The organism is Pseudomonas arsenicoxydans (assembly GCF_006438915.1).
Taxonomy (GTDB): Bacteria; Pseudomonadota; Gammaproteobacteria; order Pseudomonadales; family Pseudomonadaceae; genus Aquipseudomonas; species Aquipseudomonas arsenicoxydans_A.
The window spans coordinates 147,770-162,455 of record NZ_RCZE01000002.1 but is presented as its reverse complement, the minus strand read 5'-3'; the positions used below and the strand labels follow the sequence as shown (position 1 = coordinate 162,455).

The 14,686-nt window shown below is 60.7% G+C and carries 16 protein-coding genes and 1 riboswitch; of the genes, 5 read left to right on the top strand and 11 right to left on the bottom strand.

Going from position 1 to position 14,686, the window contains the following annotated elements; genetic code table 11:
• Positions 1-37: 37 nt before the first annotated feature.
• Genes EAH78_RS04205 through EAH78_RS04185 form a run of 5 tightly spaced genes read right to left on the bottom strand, consistent with a single transcriptional unit; the run spans position 38 to position 4,125 of the window.
• A complete protein-coding gene (locus tag EAH78_RS04205; RefSeq protein WP_007979832.1) occupies positions 38-691 on the bottom strand; it encodes an urea amidolyase associated protein UAAP2 in 654 nt (217 codons plus the stop codon).
• Between the two features lie 11 nt (positions 692-702).
• Positions 703-1,428 (bottom strand): urea amidolyase associated protein UAAP1, encoded by a 726-nt coding sequence (locus EAH78_RS04200; RefSeq protein WP_140666051.1) that lies wholly within the window; start codon positions 1,426-1,428, stop codon positions 703-705.
• Positions 1,429-1,440: 12 nt separating this feature from the next.
• Complete coding sequence (locus EAH78_RS04195; protein ID WP_140666049.1) at positions 1,441-2,229, bottom strand: ABC transporter ATP-binding protein; 789 nt, start codon at positions 2,227-2,229, stop codon at positions 1,441-1,443.
• The gene (locus tag EAH78_RS04190; protein ID WP_140666047.1) at positions 2,226-3,041 is read right to left on the bottom strand and encodes an ABC transporter permease; all 816 of its coding nucleotides are present in this window, start codon (positions 3,039-3,041) and stop codon (positions 2,226-2,228) included. Before EAH78_RS04190 ends, EAH78_RS04195 begins: the two co-directional genes overlap by 4 nt.
• A gap of 16 nt (positions 3,042-3,057) precedes the next feature.
• Positions 3,058-4,125 carry a putative urea ABC transporter substrate-binding protein gene (locus tag EAH78_RS04185; protein WP_140666045.1) on the bottom strand — a complete coding sequence of 356 codons (1,068 nt, stop codon included), beginning with the start codon at positions 4,123-4,125 and terminating at the stop codon, positions 3,058-3,060.
• A 61-nt stretch (positions 4,126-4,186) separates the two neighbouring features.
• Positions 4,187-4,287, bottom strand: a riboswitch (guanidine-I (ykkC/yxkD leader).
• A gap of 389 nt (positions 4,288-4,676) precedes the next feature.
• Here EAH78_RS04185 and EAH78_RS04175 point away from each other — a divergent pair.
• Positions 4,677-5,120 carry a hypothetical protein gene (locus tag EAH78_RS04175; RefSeq protein WP_140666043.1) on the top strand — a complete coding sequence of 148 codons (444 nt, stop codon included), beginning with the start codon at positions 4,677-4,679 and terminating at the stop codon, positions 5,118-5,120.
• 51 nt (positions 5,121-5,171) lie between these two features.
• Here EAH78_RS04175 and EAH78_RS04170 read toward each other — a convergent pair whose 3' ends face one another.
• On the bottom strand, positions 5,172-6,284 hold the full coding sequence (locus EAH78_RS04170) for an enoyl-CoA hydratase/isomerase family protein (RefSeq protein WP_140666040.1): 1,113 nt from the start codon (positions 6,282-6,284) through the stop codon (positions 5,172-5,174).
• 132 nt (positions 6,285-6,416) lie between these two features.
• Here EAH78_RS04170 and ung point away from each other — a divergent pair, with 132 nt between their 5' ends.
• Positions 6,417-7,109: a uracil-DNA glycosylase gene (gene ung, locus EAH78_RS04165; protein WP_140666037.1), complete on the top strand. Its 693-nt coding sequence runs from the start codon at positions 6,417-6,419 to the stop codon at positions 7,107-7,109.
• 123 nt (positions 7,110-7,232) lie between these two features.
• Here ung and EAH78_RS04160 read toward each other — a convergent pair whose 3' ends face one another.
• From EAH78_RS04160 to EAH78_RS04145, 4 genes are read right to left on the bottom strand one after another with little or no spacing between them, the layout of a single operon-like run.
• Positions 7,233-8,267 carry an AbrB family transcriptional regulator gene (locus EAH78_RS04160; RefSeq protein ID WP_140666034.1) on the bottom strand — a complete coding sequence of 345 codons (1,035 nt, stop codon included), beginning with the start codon at positions 8,265-8,267 and terminating at the stop codon, positions 7,233-7,235.
• Positions 8,260-9,774, bottom strand: a complete 1,515-nt coding sequence (locus EAH78_RS04155; protein WP_140666031.1) for a tripartite tricarboxylate transporter permease — start codon at positions 9,772-9,774, stop codon at positions 8,260-8,262. The genes EAH78_RS04160 and EAH78_RS04155 overlap by 8 nt, the downstream gene beginning before the upstream one ends.
• Before the next feature lies 1 nt (position 9,775).
• Positions 9,776-10,234, bottom strand: coding sequence for a tripartite tricarboxylate transporter TctB family protein (locus tag EAH78_RS04150; protein ID WP_140666028.1), 459 nt, complete (start codon positions 10,232-10,234; stop codon positions 9,776-9,778).
• 58 nt (positions 10,235-10,292) lie between these two features.
• On the bottom strand, positions 10,293-11,270 hold the full coding sequence (locus EAH78_RS04145) for a Bug family tripartite tricarboxylate transporter substrate binding protein (RefSeq protein ID WP_140666026.1): 978 nt from the start codon (positions 11,268-11,270) through the stop codon (positions 10,293-10,295).
• Here EAH78_RS04145 and EAH78_RS04140 point away from each other — a divergent pair.
• From EAH78_RS04140 to EAH78_RS04130, 3 genes are read left to right on the top strand one after another with little or no spacing between them, the layout of a single operon-like run.
• Complete coding sequence (locus tag EAH78_RS04140; protein WP_140666024.1) at positions 11,258-11,614, top strand: hypothetical protein; 357 nt, start codon at positions 11,258-11,260, stop codon at positions 11,612-11,614. The two genes, EAH78_RS04145 and EAH78_RS04140, sit on opposite strands and share 13 nt — an antisense overlap.
• A gap of 51 nt (positions 11,615-11,665) precedes the next feature.
• The gene (locus tag EAH78_RS04135; RefSeq protein WP_140666022.1) at positions 11,666-12,337 is read left to right on the top strand and encodes a response regulator; all 672 of its coding nucleotides are present in this window, start codon (positions 11,666-11,668) and stop codon (positions 12,335-12,337) included.
• The gene (locus EAH78_RS04130) at positions 12,330-13,715 is read left to right on the top strand and encodes a sensor histidine kinase (protein WP_123433856.1); all 1,386 of its coding nucleotides are present in this window, start codon (positions 12,330-12,332) and stop codon (positions 13,713-13,715) included. Before EAH78_RS04135 ends, EAH78_RS04130 begins: the two co-directional genes overlap by 8 nt.
• Positions 13,716-13,856: 141 nt before the next feature.
• Here the strand turns inward: EAH78_RS04130 and EAH78_RS04125 are convergent, their stop codons facing one another.
• Complete coding sequence (locus EAH78_RS04125; RefSeq protein WP_140666019.1) at positions 13,857-14,678, bottom strand: HDOD domain-containing protein; 822 nt, start codon at positions 14,676-14,678, stop codon at positions 13,857-13,859.
• Positions 14,679-14,686: the final 8 nt, after the last annotated feature.

The window sequence follows — 14,686 nt, the reverse complement described above, 5'->3', positions numbered from 1 at the left end:
CACAGGGTGAACAACCATTTACGCAACCGCGCGATTTTCAGTTCCATACCAGTAACTCCGCAGGTGTCGGGTTGTAGGCGTTGCACGGGTTGTTCAATTGCGGGCAATTGGAGATCAGCACGATCACGTCCATTTCCGCCCGCAGGTCGACGTACTTACCCGGCGCCGAAATCCCGTCTTCAAAGGTCAGTCCGCCGTCCGCCGTGACCGGCACGTTCATGAAGAAGTTGATGTTCGGCCCGATGTCGCCCTTGCCCAGGCGCCCGTCGTGGACGCAGGCGCGCAAGTAGTTGTCGCGGCAGCTGTGCATGTAGCGTTTTTCCAGGGCGTAGCGCACGGTGTTGCTCTCTTGCGCGCAGGCGCCGCCGAGGGTGTCGTGACGGCCGCAGGTGTCGGCAACGATGGTCAGCATCGGTTTGCCGAGGTTGGAATACAGGACGCTGCCGGTGCTCAGGTACACGCTGTTTTGCCGACGCAGCGTGCGTTGCACGTCGTAGCGTTCTTTCGGATTGGCCACGCTGTAGAACAACGTATCGACGGCTTGATTGCCTTCCAGATCGAGGATACGCAACGTCTGGCCGGCCTTGACCTCCATCAGCCACGGTTCACCGGCCGGGATGGTTGCACGGTAGATCGCGGTGTCGGGTTGTCTGCTGGTGTGAACGGCAGCGGTAGCGATTGCAAGTGACATGGCAGCGATCCTCAGGCGAACAAACGGTCGGTGTTGATGAAGCCGCGCTCGTTTTCCGGGCGCGAAGTGCGGCAGTGTTCGGCGACGCTGGCGTCGGCGTTCATCCAGCTGAGCTTCAGCGGTTTTGGCGCGTAGTCGGGCGACGGGTCCATCGGGTGTTGCAGGGCGGTGAGCACCACCAGTGTGTCCATCGGCGCGTACAACTCGATGTAATCGCCAGCCCGCGAATTGCCTTCGACGAAGTGGAAACGCCCGGCTTCGTCGACGTCGACGCGGCTGAACAGGTTCAGGGTCATCAGCAAGTCCGACAGGCCTAATCCCCACTTGCCGAGTTCCACCAACAGGTTGTCGGTGCCATTGCGGAAGAAGCCGTTGCGCAGTTCTTGATAGCGGCCGGCACCGTATTTTTCCGCGACCTCTTCAGCGCAGAGCACGCCGCCGAGGCTGTCGCTCCAGCCGCAGGTGTCGGCGGTGATTGCGGCCAGTACGCGGCCCATGTCCGAATACAGGCAATGGCCGCGGGTGAGCTTGGCGGTGTGTTGGCATTTGAGGCTGTCGGGCAGGTTCAGGCGTTCGGTTTTTTCATGGGCGTTAAGCAGCGTCAGGCTGACGTTGGCGCCGCCGCGCAGGTCGGTCAGGCGCAGCAGTTGGCCGCGCTTCAGCACGAATGAACGATGGCCGCCACCGGGCAGCAATTCTTCGGCGAAGGGTGTGAACAGTTGGGTCGAATCAGTCATGTGCAGAGTCCTCTAAGCGATACGAAGCGTGCCTGCCATTGGCATCGGCAAGGCGTCGACGGCGGCACGGGTGGTGCGGCGGTCGCTGTTCAAAGGGATGTCGTAGGTGATGCGCGCGCCATAGGCACCGGGGGCATGCGGGTCGACGCGAACCTTGTCGAACACCAGCAGACGCGTGCCGAGGCTGAAACCTTCGGACAGGTCGTGGGTGACCATGAAAACGGTCAGTTGCGTCTCGCGCCACAGCTCCAGCAGCAAAGCGTGCATGTCTTTGCGGATACCCGGATCAAGCGCGCCGAAGGGTTCGTCGAGCAGCAACACGCGGGGTTTCATGATCAGCGCCTGGGCGATGGCCAGCCGTTGCTGCATGCCGCCGGACAGCTGCGCCGGGTATTTGTCCAGCGAGTGACCGAGGCCGACTTTGTGCAGCAACACCGACGCCTGTTCCCGCGCGTCACGCTTGGCGCTGCCGAACAGGCGTCCGAGCAACGGCGAGCGCGGCAGTTCGAGGCCGAGGGCGACGTTGTCCAGCACCGTCAAATGAGGGAACACCGAGTAGCGCTGGAACACCACGCCACGGCTCGAATCCGGCTCGCCGGCCAGCGCCTGGCCATCGAGCAGAATTTCGCCGCGACTGGCGCGTTCCTGGCCGAGCAGCAAGCGCAGGAACGTCGATTTGCCACAACCGGAGGCACCGACGAGTGTGCAGAACTCACCCTCGTTGACGTTCAGGTTCAGGCCCTCAAGCACCACCTGATCTCCATACTGCTGCCAGACGTTTTTCACCGTGATGAAGCTCATGCGCGCGCTCCTTCATACCAAGGGAAAGCACGTTGGGTCAGGCGCTTCAGGCCCCAGTCCATCAGCCAGGCGAGGAGGGTAATCCACACCACGTACGGCAGGATCACATCCATCGCCAAGTAGCGGCGCACCAGGAAAATCCGGTAGCCGAGGCCGTCGGTCGAGGCGATGGCTTCGGCGGCAATCAAGAACAGCCACGCCGAACCGAGCATCAGCCGCAACGAGATCAGCAGACGTGGCAACAGTTGCGGCAGCACTACGCGCAGCATCAAGGTCCAGGTCGAGGCACCGAGGGTCTGGGCCTTGATCAGCAACTCGACCGGAATTTCCCGGGCGCGCTGTTCCAGATCACGGGCCAGGGCCGGGGTGATGCCGATCACGATCAGCATCACTTTCGACAACTCCCCAAGGCCGAACACGATGAACAGAATCGGCAGGATCGCCAGCGGCGGCACCATCGACAGCACCGTCAGCAAGGGTGACAACGGCGCGCCGAACAGCGGCAACGTCCCGGCCGCCATGCCCAGGCACAACCCTGCCAATGCGCTGATGCCAAGGCCGATCGCCAAGCGCCGCAGGCTCGAAGCGCTGTCCTGCCAGAGCAGGTATTCACCGGTACGGGAGTCGGCGACGAAGGCCAGGCGTTTCACCGCGTCGGTCATCTGCACGGCGCTCGGCAGCAGCTTGTCGTTGGGGTTATCCGTCAGCCGCTCGGCCGAGCCCATGAAGTAGGCGAACAGCACCAGGGCGAACGGCAGGATCACCAGCAACAGGCGACTCGGGCGATCCGGGTGGCGATTGATCAGGCGCATGGCCAGCTCCTCGTGATTACAGCTTGGCGTCGGCCGCCATCTGCACGTAAGTCGGATCGAAGCGCAGCTTGAGGTTGGACTTGTCGCCGCTGGTCACGCCATTGGCGAACGCCATGCCGACCGCACTGGTGTCCTTGGCGCCTTCGCCGAGCAAGCCATGCTGGAGCGAAAACTCGGCGACTTTGCGCATGGTTTCCGGCAGTTGCTTGCTGGTGGAGAAGTCCAGGGCTTCTTTAGGCGTGGCGAACAGTTTGGTGGTGTCGAGTTGCGCCTGGAAACCCGGCAGGTCGGTGCCGGACGCCTTGGCCATGTGTTCAAGCGCGGCTTTGCTGGCGGCATTTTTCGCGTTCATCAACTCGACCACTTCGAACCAGGCGCCGGTCAGCGCTTTACCCAGGGCCGGGTTGTCTTTGAGGGTGGCGCTGTTGACCACCATCATGTCCATGATTTCACCGGGGATCTGGCTGGAGTTGAACACTTCGGTCACGTCCGGCTTGGCCTTGATGTCCGAGAGCATCGGGTTCCAGGTGGTGACGGCGTTGACCTGTTCGGTGTTGAAGGCGGCCGAGATGTCAGCGTCGGAGGTGTTGACCACTTTCAGGTCTTTCTCGGTGAGGTCGACCGAATCCAGCGCGCGGGCCAGCAGGTAGTGGGAAACCGAGAGCTCGACCAGGTTGACGTCCATGCCCTTGAGGTCGGTGATTTTCTTGCCGTCACCCTTGAGCACGATGCCGTCATTGCCGTTGGAGAAGTCGCTGACGATCAGCGCGGTGCTGTCGACGCCGCCGGCGGCCGGAATGGTCAGCGCGTCCATGTTGGTCATGGTGCAACCGTCGAACTGGCCAGCGGTGTATTGATTGATCGATTCGACGTAATCGTTGAGCTGCACCACATCAATCTTGATGCCGTACTTCTTCGCCCATTTGTCGACGATGCCTTGGCTGCCGGCGTATTCCCACGGCATCCAACCGGCGTAGATGGTCCAGCAGACGCTGAAGTGGTCTTTCTGAGCGGCCTGGGACGAGAAACTCACGAAGGCTGCGAACGCAGCGGCGAGCAGGGCGGGTAAACGAAGCTGGGACATGGTGATTCTCCAGTTGATCAGGGGCGGGCAGGAGTCAACGCGGCACCGCGAACGGTGGCTTGTCTCCCGGGCTTTTGTCCCGCCGTGTAACCTCAACTGGAGGTCGCCAACTCTCGGACCAGCCACTCGCTCAAGCGAGCCGGAACCCTAGTCAGCCATTGCAAATTGTGGTGCCGCGAACCTGTGATGAACTCCTGCACACTGTTACTAAAGCGAGAGGCGTGCCAAGTCCATGCGGGCGCTCTAGCGCGGGGGCGGACATGCGGACTGGTGCCGGAAGAGTAGGCGGGTTGCCTTCTGATGGTGCGCGCCTGCACCGCAATGGGACGGGCGGGTCACGGATCGCGTTATTACGGCGGTGGATATCACGGCTGGCACCATTAATCAGCGTGTGAATAGATGAAAAACCTTTCATCGGGCAGATGTTTCAATGTGTTTCATGGGCGCACCAGATTTCGAAATCGATGTCTGATCTATCGACAGTCACCGAATAATTGACTGTCGCTCGCCAGCGTCGCTGGTGTGGCTCACTCGCGGTCCAGGAGGCCGCCATGAACTGTCGAAAACAGCTCAGCCGAATTCTTCTGATTGCTCTGTCCGGATTGTCGCTGGGTGCGTGCGTGCCCTATTCCGATGGAGGAGACAGCTACTACAGTTCCGAGGTCTATACCTCGCCAGCGCCCACCTATTACGCCGGTGGCAGTTCTTACTATTCCGGTGGCGGCGGTTACTACTCACCGCCACCCCGGTACTACTCACCGCCAGCGCGGTATTACCAGCCGACACCGCGCTATTACTCTCAACCAAGGGTGTATCAACCGGCCCCGCGTTATTACCAATCGCGGGGTGATTACCGGGGCCATCAGAATCAAGGGTGGGACGGTCGTAACCGAGGCAGTTGGAACAATGACTACCGGGGTGGCGGCGGACGCAACAACAACCACGGGGGACGCGGGGACCACAATGGTCGTGGTGATCACGATGGCCACCGTTAATTCGAACTAAATACAAAACCTGTGGGAGCAAGCGCGCTCCCACATTTTTGTTCAGTATTCCGACAAATCCGCCAATGGATGCCGGCCTTCCCAAGCCTTCTGGAAGTGCGCCTCCACCACCGCATCCGGCACATTATTGATGTCCGGCCAATGCCAATGCGGTTTCTGGTCCTTATCAATCAACCGTGCCCGCACCCCCTCGCTGAATTCCGGATGACGGCAGCAGTTGAGGCTCAGGGTGTATTCCATCTGAAAAACCTGAGCCAGCGACATGTGCCGGGCCCGAACGATTTGTTCCCAGACCAGATGCGCGGTCAGCGGCGAGCCTTCGCTCATGGTTTTTGCCGCACGGCTGAGGAGCGGGTCGGCGCTGTCGCGTTGCAGGCTGATGGTCTTCCAGGCGCAACTCACATCACTGACATCCAGCAGTTCATCGATGTGCTGGCGCCGTGGCAGCCACTGGGCTTCGGGCATTTGCGCAACCGCTTCCTGCTGCAAAGCCTTGAGCAAACTGTTGAGCTGCATCGGCGTTTGCTCCTGCCAGTTCAGCTGCAGCAACCCTTGGATCAGTTCCTCTTGCTGTTCATCGAGCAGGAAACGGTCGGCCAGGCCCAGGTCGATGGCATCGCGTCCGTTCATGTGAGCGCCGGTAAGGCCCAGAAACAGGCCGAGTTTGCCGGGCAGTCGCGAGAGGAACCAACTGGCGCCAACGTCCGGGTACAGGCCAATACTGATCTCTGGCATCGCCAGTCGACTGCTCGGCGTGACAATCCGGATGCTCGCGCCTTGCAACAACCCCATCCCGCCGCCGAGCACATAACCATGACCCCAGCAGATCAACGGTTTCGGGTAGGTGTGCAGTTTGAAGTCCAGGCGATATTCCGCTGCAAAGAAGTGCGCGGCCAGCGGCGGCACCTCCCCGGGATGCGCGCGACAGGCTTCCACCAGGCTGCGCACTTCGCCGCCGGCACAGAAGGCCTTGGCGCCGTTGCCGCGCAGTAACACGCAGACTATTTGCGGGTCCTTGGCCCAGGCGTCCATTTGATCGCTCAAGGCGTTGATCATCGGCAAGGACAGGGCATTGAGAGACTTTTCGGCATCGAGGCTGGCGATGCCGATGCGTGCGCCGTCGGTGCCGGTGAGTTCTTCGAAGTGCAGATTCATCGTGACCTCGATCGGGAATTTGAGCGTTCAGTATGATCGCTGTTGAGGAAAGTGCCGGATGTGCGTCAGATCAATTGACAAGCGTGATGGGCTTTCCTAGGGTTCGCCCCATTGTTTTTGCCGGATGTAACCATGACTGCTGACGACCGTATCAAACTCGAACCGAGCTGGAAGGAGGCACTGCGTGCCGAATTCGACCAGCCCTATATGGCGCAGTTGCGTGAATTCCTGCAACAGGAGCGTGCGGCGGGCAAGGAGATCTATCCACCGGGCCCGATGATCTTCAACGCACTCAACTCCACGCCGCTGGACAAGGTCAAGGTCGTCATCCTCGGTCAGGACCCGTATCACGGCCCGGGCCAGGCCCATGGCTTGTGCTTCTCGGTGCAACCGGGTGTGCCGGCGCCGCCGTCACTGGTGAACATCTATAAAGAGTTGAAGCGCGACCTGAATATCGATATTCCCAACCATGGCTATTTGCAGAGCTGGGCCGATCAGGGCGTGCTGATGCTCAACACCACCATGACGGTTGAGCGCGCCAATGCCAACGCGCACAAGGACAAGGGCTGGCAGTTTTTCACCGACCGGATCATAGAGGTTGTCAGTCAGCAGCAGCCGCACCTGGTGTTCATGCTGTGGGGCGCGCATGCCCAGAGCAAGCAGAAACTGATCGACGCGACCAAGCACCTGGTGTTGACGTCGGTGCATCCGTCGCCCTTGTCCGCGTATCGCGGATTTCTGGGATGCGGGCACTTTAGCCGCACCAACAAGTTTCTTGAGCAGAATGGTGAAACGCCGATTGAGTGGCGGTTGCCGCCGGTTTGATGCGTTGGCGGTGACGGCCTCTTCGCGAGCAAGCCCGCTCCCACACTTAACCGAATTGGCCGGACGAACTCGGTCAAATGTGGGAGCGGGCTTGCTCGCGAAGGCGGAGACTCGGTTTATCGCCTAATCCGGCATCCGGTTCCAATACTTGAACAACGGCTCCGCCAGAAACAGCACAAACAACAACCGCATCACCTGCATCGCGGTCACCAGCGGCACCGACAATTGCAGCGTCTCCGCCGTCAGGCTCATCTCCGCAATCCCGCCGGGCATCATGCCCAGGGTCAGCGAGCGCAGATCCAGATGGGTCAACGCACTCAACCCCAGCGCCGCTGCCGTGGCGATCAACATGGTCAACACCGTGCCGATCAAGGTCCGGCCCATGAACGAAGGCGCACGCCGGAAAAACTGTCGGTTGAAGTGACAGCCCAGGCCGCTGCCAATCAGCCATTGGCCAATCTGACTGCCGCCATGTGGCAAACCGATGTGCAAATCCCAACCGATGCTCACCGCCGCACTCACCAGCAACGGCCCGAACAGCCACGGATTGGGTTGACGAAGACGCTCCCAGAGCCACGCCGCCAGGGCGCCCGCCGGGAACAAAAGGGCCAGCCACCACCAATTAATGGCTGTCGGATGAACAACCGGCGCACCGTCCCCCAACAAATACTTGAACGCCGCCGGCACACACAGCACCACCACCAGCACCCGCAGACTTTGCCCCGCCGCCACGCGGCTGAGCACTGCACCGTTGCGGGCGCCGAGATTGACCATCTCCCCTGAGCCGCCGGGCATGCTGGAAAAAAATGCAGTGGCGCGATCCTCACCGGTACGGCGCATCAACCAGACACCGACCACGGCCGACAGGCTGGTGATCAACGCACCGAAGAAGATCAAACCGAAATGACTCAACACCTGCTCCATCACCACCGGGGTGAAGTGCAGGCCGATGCCGATACCGACAATCCACTGGCCGCACTTGCGGCCGCCAGGGATTTCCGCCAATTGCCACGGCGTTAGACAACGCACGAGGATGATCGCCAGCAACGAGCCGACCATCCACGGCAACGGCCAGCCGATCTGGCTGGCGAGGTAACCGCCTAACAGACCGACCAGCGGTGTTCCCCACCAGGCGTTGAGCGGTGTTCGATCAGACATCGGCAATCGCGCGCTGAGCGGCCGAACGCTTGCGCCAGATGCGGATAATCGGCATCAACAGCATGATCGCGGTCAATACCCAGACACCGAAGGTGATCGGACTCGACCAGAGGATTTCCAGCGCGCCGTTGGAGATCGACAGGGCGCGACGCAGGTTCTGCTCCATCAGGCCGCCGAGGATGAAACCCAGCAAGACCGGCGACAACGGGAAGTCCAGCTTGCGCAGGATGTAGCCGAAGATACCGATGCCAATCATCAGGAACAGGTCGAACGTGGTGGCGTGCACTGCGTAGACGCCGATCCCGGTGATGATGGCGATTACTGGCACCAGTGCCCAATTCGGCACGGCGAGGATGCGGGTGAAGATGCGGATCATCGGAATGTTGAGGATCACCAGCATGATGTTGGCGACGAACAACGAGGCGATCAGACCCCAGACGATGTCGGGTTGCTGTTGGAACAGCAGCGGCCCCGGTGTGATGTTGTACAGCGACAAGGCGCCGATCATCACCGCCGTGGTGCCCGAACCCGGAACACCGAGGGTCAGCATCGGCACGAGTGCGCCGCACGCAGCGCCGCCGATGGCGGTTTCCGGTGCCGCCAGGCCACGCATGTCGCCTTGGCCGAAGGTGCCTTTGGCGCCGGCGATACGTTTTTCGGTCATGTAGGCCACGGCGCTGGCGAGGGTCGCGCCGGCGCCCGGCAACACGCCCATGATGAAGCCCAGCACACCGCAACGAATGTTCACCACGAACACCGCCGACGCTTCCTTGAAGTTGAACATCATGCGTCCGGTGGCTTTCACCGCTTCCTGGCCGTGATGGGTTTTTTCCAGCAACAGGAGAATTTCACTGATGGAGAACAGCCCCAGCACCAGCACGACAAATTGAATGCCGTCAGTCAGGTGGATGTTGTCCCCGGTGAAGCGGTACACGCCGCTGTTGGCGTCGATGCCGACGGTCGACAAAAACAGGCCGATCAACGCTGCAATAAACGTCTTCAGCGGTCGGTCACCCGCCATGCCGCCAAGGCAGACGATGGCGAATACCATCAGCACGAAATATTCCGCCGGGCCAAAGGCAATCGCCCATTTCGCCAGTAGCGGGGCGAACAGCACCATGCCACAGGTGGCGATGAACGCACCGATGAACGAACTCCATGCCGACAACGACAGCGCGACACCGGCCAGGCCTTTGCGGGCCATCGGGTAACCGTCGAGGGTGGTCATGACGGTGGAGGCTTCACCGGGAATGTTCAGCAGGATCGAGCTGATTCGCCCGCCGTATTCGCAACCCAGGTACACCGCCGCCAGCAGGATCAATGCCGATTCCGGTGGCAGCCCCAAGGCAAACGCGATCGGGATCAACAGCGCCACGCCGTTGATCGGGCCCAGGCCCGGCAACAGGCCGACCACGGTGCCGATCAGGGTGCCGCACAAAGCGGTCACCAGGTTGTACGGGCTCAGCGCGACGCCGAAACCCTGACCCAAATAGCCAAGCGTATCCATATCAGTTCTCCAGAACGTCGAGCACGCCCAAGGGCAGCGGGACATCCATCACCTTGTCGAACAGCAGATAAAGGCCGACGGCCATTAGCGTGATGATCACAATGCTGGGCACCCAGCGACCGCCGTACAGGCGCGCCATCGGAATGCCGATCAGGATGCTGGCGACGATGAAACCAAGGGGTTCGAAGGTGCCCGCGAACACCAGCAACAGCACCACGCAGATGCCGATTTTGGTCAGGGTCTCGCGGTCCATCGGGGGTTCGTCAGCGTCGTGCTTGATCGGTGCGGGACGAAACACCATGTACATCAGCGCAAGGCCCATCAGCCCGAGCATCAGCAGCGGAAAGGCTCGCGGCCCTACCGGTTCGTAGGAAAAAGCCGCTTGATACGGCCACGCCATTAGCGCCAGGCCAACACAGGCCAGTAGCAGCACCGAAGCAAAAATGCGTTGTAAGAGCATGGGAAACTCCTGTGCCGCAGCCCCGCGAAACGGGGCTGCAGCCGCTAGACAGAGGCGATCACTGGATCAGGCCGAACTCTTTGGCCAGCACTTTGTAGTCCGCTACCTGCTTCTTCACGTAGGTGTCCAGCTCCGGACCGGTCATGGCGAACGGGAACAGTTCACGCTGATCGCGCAGTTTGGCGAAGTCTTCGGAAGCCAGAAGCTTGTCGAAGGCCGCTTTCCACCAGGCGTAGTCTTCGTCGCTGACTTTTGGCCCGAGGTAGAAGCCACGAACCACCGGCCAGACGATGTCGTAGCCTTGCTCTTTGGCGGTCGGGATGTCTTTCATTTCCGGCTCATTCAGACGCTTGTCGGCGAACACCGCCAATAAGCGCATGTCGCCGCTCATGATGTGCGGCATGGAGTCGGAGATGTCGGTACTGCCGACCTGGATGTGGCCGCCGAGCAGGGCAGTGGCGATTTCACCGCCGCCTTCTAGGGCGACGTAACGCAGGTCACGCGGGTTGATCCCCGCGGCCTTGGCGATCAGCGCGGTTTGCATCCAGTCTTGACTGCCCACAGTGCCGCCGGAGCCGATCACCACTTTGCTCGGGTCTTTTTTCAGCGCCTGAACCAGATCGTCCAGGTTCTTGTAAGGCGAATCACTTTTCACTGCGATGGCGCCGTAGCTGGTGCCGACAGCGGCCAGCCAGCGAACGTTGGTTTCATCGAAACGTCCGAACTTGCCTTGGGCCAGGTTCAGCAACGAACCGCTGGACCATGCCACCAGCGTGCCGGCGTCGGCCGGGCGCTGAGCGACCACTGCGTTGTAGGCCACAGCGCCGACACCGCCGGGCATGTAGGTCACGCGCATTGGTTTGGTCAGCAGTTTTTCATTCACCAGCGCGCTCTGCGCCAGTTTGCAGGTGAGGTCGAAACCACCACCCGGTGACGCCGGGGCAATACATTCCGGACGTTTTGGTTCGGCCATGAGTTGGCCGGCGAACAGCATGCAGCTGGCGGCGAGGGCGAAACGGCGCAGTGAACGATTCATTTTTTGTCTCCACGGGAGTTTTTGTTTTTGGGGATGTTTCAGGCGCGGCAGTTTCGCGCCGTGCAGCCGGCAACGGCGCGGACAAGCGAGAACAATGGGAATCGGATGAAAGGGTGGGGGATGTAGGCCTGAAGCGGTATGCGCAGCATGGTGCAGTACCTCAGTTTATTGTTCTTATTGGCGAAAACGCGTCGTGGCGTTTTTCGGGAGCTACATTTCAAAGCACGATTGGAAGGTCGGCAGTCGAGACCATCCGTGTGCGGACTCTAACGGCCCAACCTTTCACTAACCTTTCAGCAGGCTTTCACGGTTTTCGGGCTTCACAGCAGCGGATGCGGCTGTAAACTCCGCGCCAAAGAATGGCGTTGACCATCCCCAGAATGAGGTAAAGATTCATGCGCGTTCTGCTCGTCGAAGACCATTTACAGCTGGCCGAAAGTGTCGCTCAGGCGCTCAAGAGCACCGGGCTGACCGTGGACGTGCTGCACGATGGCGTGGCCGCAGACCTGGCCTTGAGCAGCGAGGAATACGCGATGGCCATTCTCGATGTCGGCCTGCCGCGCATGGACGGTTTTGAAGTGCTCGCGAGATTGCGTTCCCGGGGGAAAAACCTGCCGGTGCTGATGCTGACCGCGCGCAGCGACGTCAAGGATCGGGTCCATGGCCTGAACCTTGGCGCTGACGATTACCTCGCCAAACCCTTTGAACTGACCGAACTCGAAGCGCGGGTCAAAGCCTTGCTGCGCCGCAGTGTGCTGGGCGGTGAACGTCAGCAGCGCTGCGGCGTGCTGGTCTACGATCTGGACACCCGGCGCTTCACCCTTGGCGAAGAACTGCTGACCCTGACCTCCCGCGAACAGGCCGTTCTCGAGGCACTGATCGCCCGGCCCGGTCGGGTGATGAGCAAAGAACAACTGGCCTCCCAGGTGTTCGGCCTGGACGAAGAAGCCAGCCCTGACGCCATCGAAATCTACGTGCATCGCTTGCGCAAAAAACTGGATGGTCAACCGGTCGCAATCGTGACTTTCCGGGGTCTTGGCTATTTGCTGGAAAGCCGCGATGCATAAGCCCAGCAGCCTGCGCTGGCGGTTGCTGTGGAACCTCGCGCTGTTGCTGGTGGTGTTAATGCTGGCCAGTGGTTTGAGCGCTTACTGGAATGGTCGCGAAGCCGCTGACACGGCGTATGACCGCACCTTGCTGGCGTCGGCGCGGACCATTGCGGCGGGGGTATCCCAGCGTGACGGCACGCTCAGTGCCGACGTGCCTTACGTGGCGCTGGATACGTTTGCCTATGACAGCGCCGGGCGGATTTTTTACCTGGTCAATGACATCCACCAGAATCTGATTTCCGGTTACGAAAACCTCCCTGCGCCCCCGCCGGGAACGCCGCGCACCGATGACTACCCGGCGCTGGCACGCTTTTACAACGCTACGTACCGCGGACAGAACGTGCGGGTGGTCAGCTTGCTCAAGCCGGTCAGCGAGCCGAACATGAATGGCATGGCGGAAATTCGCGTGGCGGAAACGGATGAGGCACGGGTCAGCATGGCGCGCAGTCTGGCGGCGGACACGTTGCTGCGGCTGGGCATGCTGGCGATTGGCGCGTTGTTGTTGGTGTGGTTCGCGGTGAGTGCGGCGTTACGTCCGCTGGAACGCTTGCGCACGGCGGTGGAAGAACGTCAGTCGGATGATCTGCGACCATTGCCGCTGGTGGAAGTGCAGCGCGAGCTGTGGCCGCTGGTACGGGCGCTCAATCACTTTACCGAGCGGCTGCGTGGGCAATTCGAACGTCAGGCGCAGTTCATCGCCGATGCTGCCCATGAACTACGTACGCCCTTGGCAGCGCTCAAGGCGCGGCTGGAACTTGGCCTGCGGGCGAGTGAACCCGAAACTTGGCGCAGCACTCTGGAAACGGCAGCCCAGGGCACGGATAGATTGACGCACCTGGCCAATCAATTGTTGTCGCTGGCACGGGTCGAAAACGGTGCCCGGGCCATTGCCGAGGGCGGCGCGCAGTTACTGGATTTGAGTCAGTTGGCGCGGGAGTTGGGCATGGCCATGGCGCCACTGGCCCACGCGCGCGGCGTGGCCCTGGCACTGGAAGCGGATGAGCCGGTGTGGCTGCGTGGTGAGCCGACGTTGCTGAACGAGCTGCTGAGTAACCTGGTGGATAACGCGTTGGCCCATACACCGTCGGGCGGCAATGTGATTTTGCGGGTCACGGCACCGGCGGTACTGGAGGTCGAGGATGACGGGCCGGGGATTCCGGTGGATGAGCGGGATCGGGTGTTTGAGCGCTTTTATCGGCGTAATCAACAGGTGGCCGGGTCGGGGCTGGGGCTGGCGATCGTGGGCGAGATCTGCCGCGCGCATCTGGCGCAGATCAGTTTGCATGATGGTGAGACGAAGGGGTTGAAGGTGCGGGTGAGTTTTATTGCCGGGTAGTTTTGTATTGTCTGGACTGGCCTCTTCGCGAGCAAGCCCGCTCCCACATTTGACCGCAATCCTTCTGGAGGAACCCGATTAAATGTGGGAGCGGCGGTGCGACGATTCGACTTGCTCGCGAAGGGCGCGCTGCGGTCTCGCCTAGTAAAACATCGACCGCGACTCTTCCAGATCCTTGATCACCGAATCATTCTCCAGATCAATCCCAAGCTTCTTGAATGAAGGCACGCTGGTCAGGTCGAAACGGGCCAACGGGTGTTCGCTGTCCTTGTGGCAATACAGACTGGCCACTTGCACCAGATCCACATAATCAATCCGCTCAGACTCACGCTTGAAGTCCAGATATTGCCCCGGAACCTTCACCAGCTTCTCCGGAAACTCCCAGACCCTGAGCAGTTTGTCGCCGATCAAGGGGTGAATGTGGTCGATCACATGGTTGAGGCTGACCGGGTCGGACAGCAGCTCATAGTGATCTTCGGCGTAGGTCAGAATCGGCAACACGCCAATCTGATGCACCAGACCGCCGAGGGCGGCCTGATCGGGCTTGAGTTGCGTGTAACTGCGGCACAGCGCATAGCTGACCCCGGCGATTTCCAGGCTTTTGCGCCAGACATCGTGCATCTTCTGCTGCACCACCTCGGAGCGGGCGTGGAAAATCTGTTCCATCACCAGGCCGATTGCCAGATTGCTGCTGTAGTTGACGCCCAGACGCGTGATCGCCGTGTGCAGGTCGGTGACTTCTTGAGTCGCGCGCAGCAGTGGACTATTGACCACTTTAATCAGGCGCGCCGACAACGCCGTATCGCGGCCGATCACTTTGCTCAGGGTGCTGACACTGATTTCCGGGTCTTCGGCGGCCTTGCGAATCTGCATGGCCACTTCCGGTAATGTTGGCAGAACCAGGTCATCGTTATCGATGGCCTCAACCAAATCCTGTTGGACCTTTTCCGCCAGATCGCTCATTTCGTTTC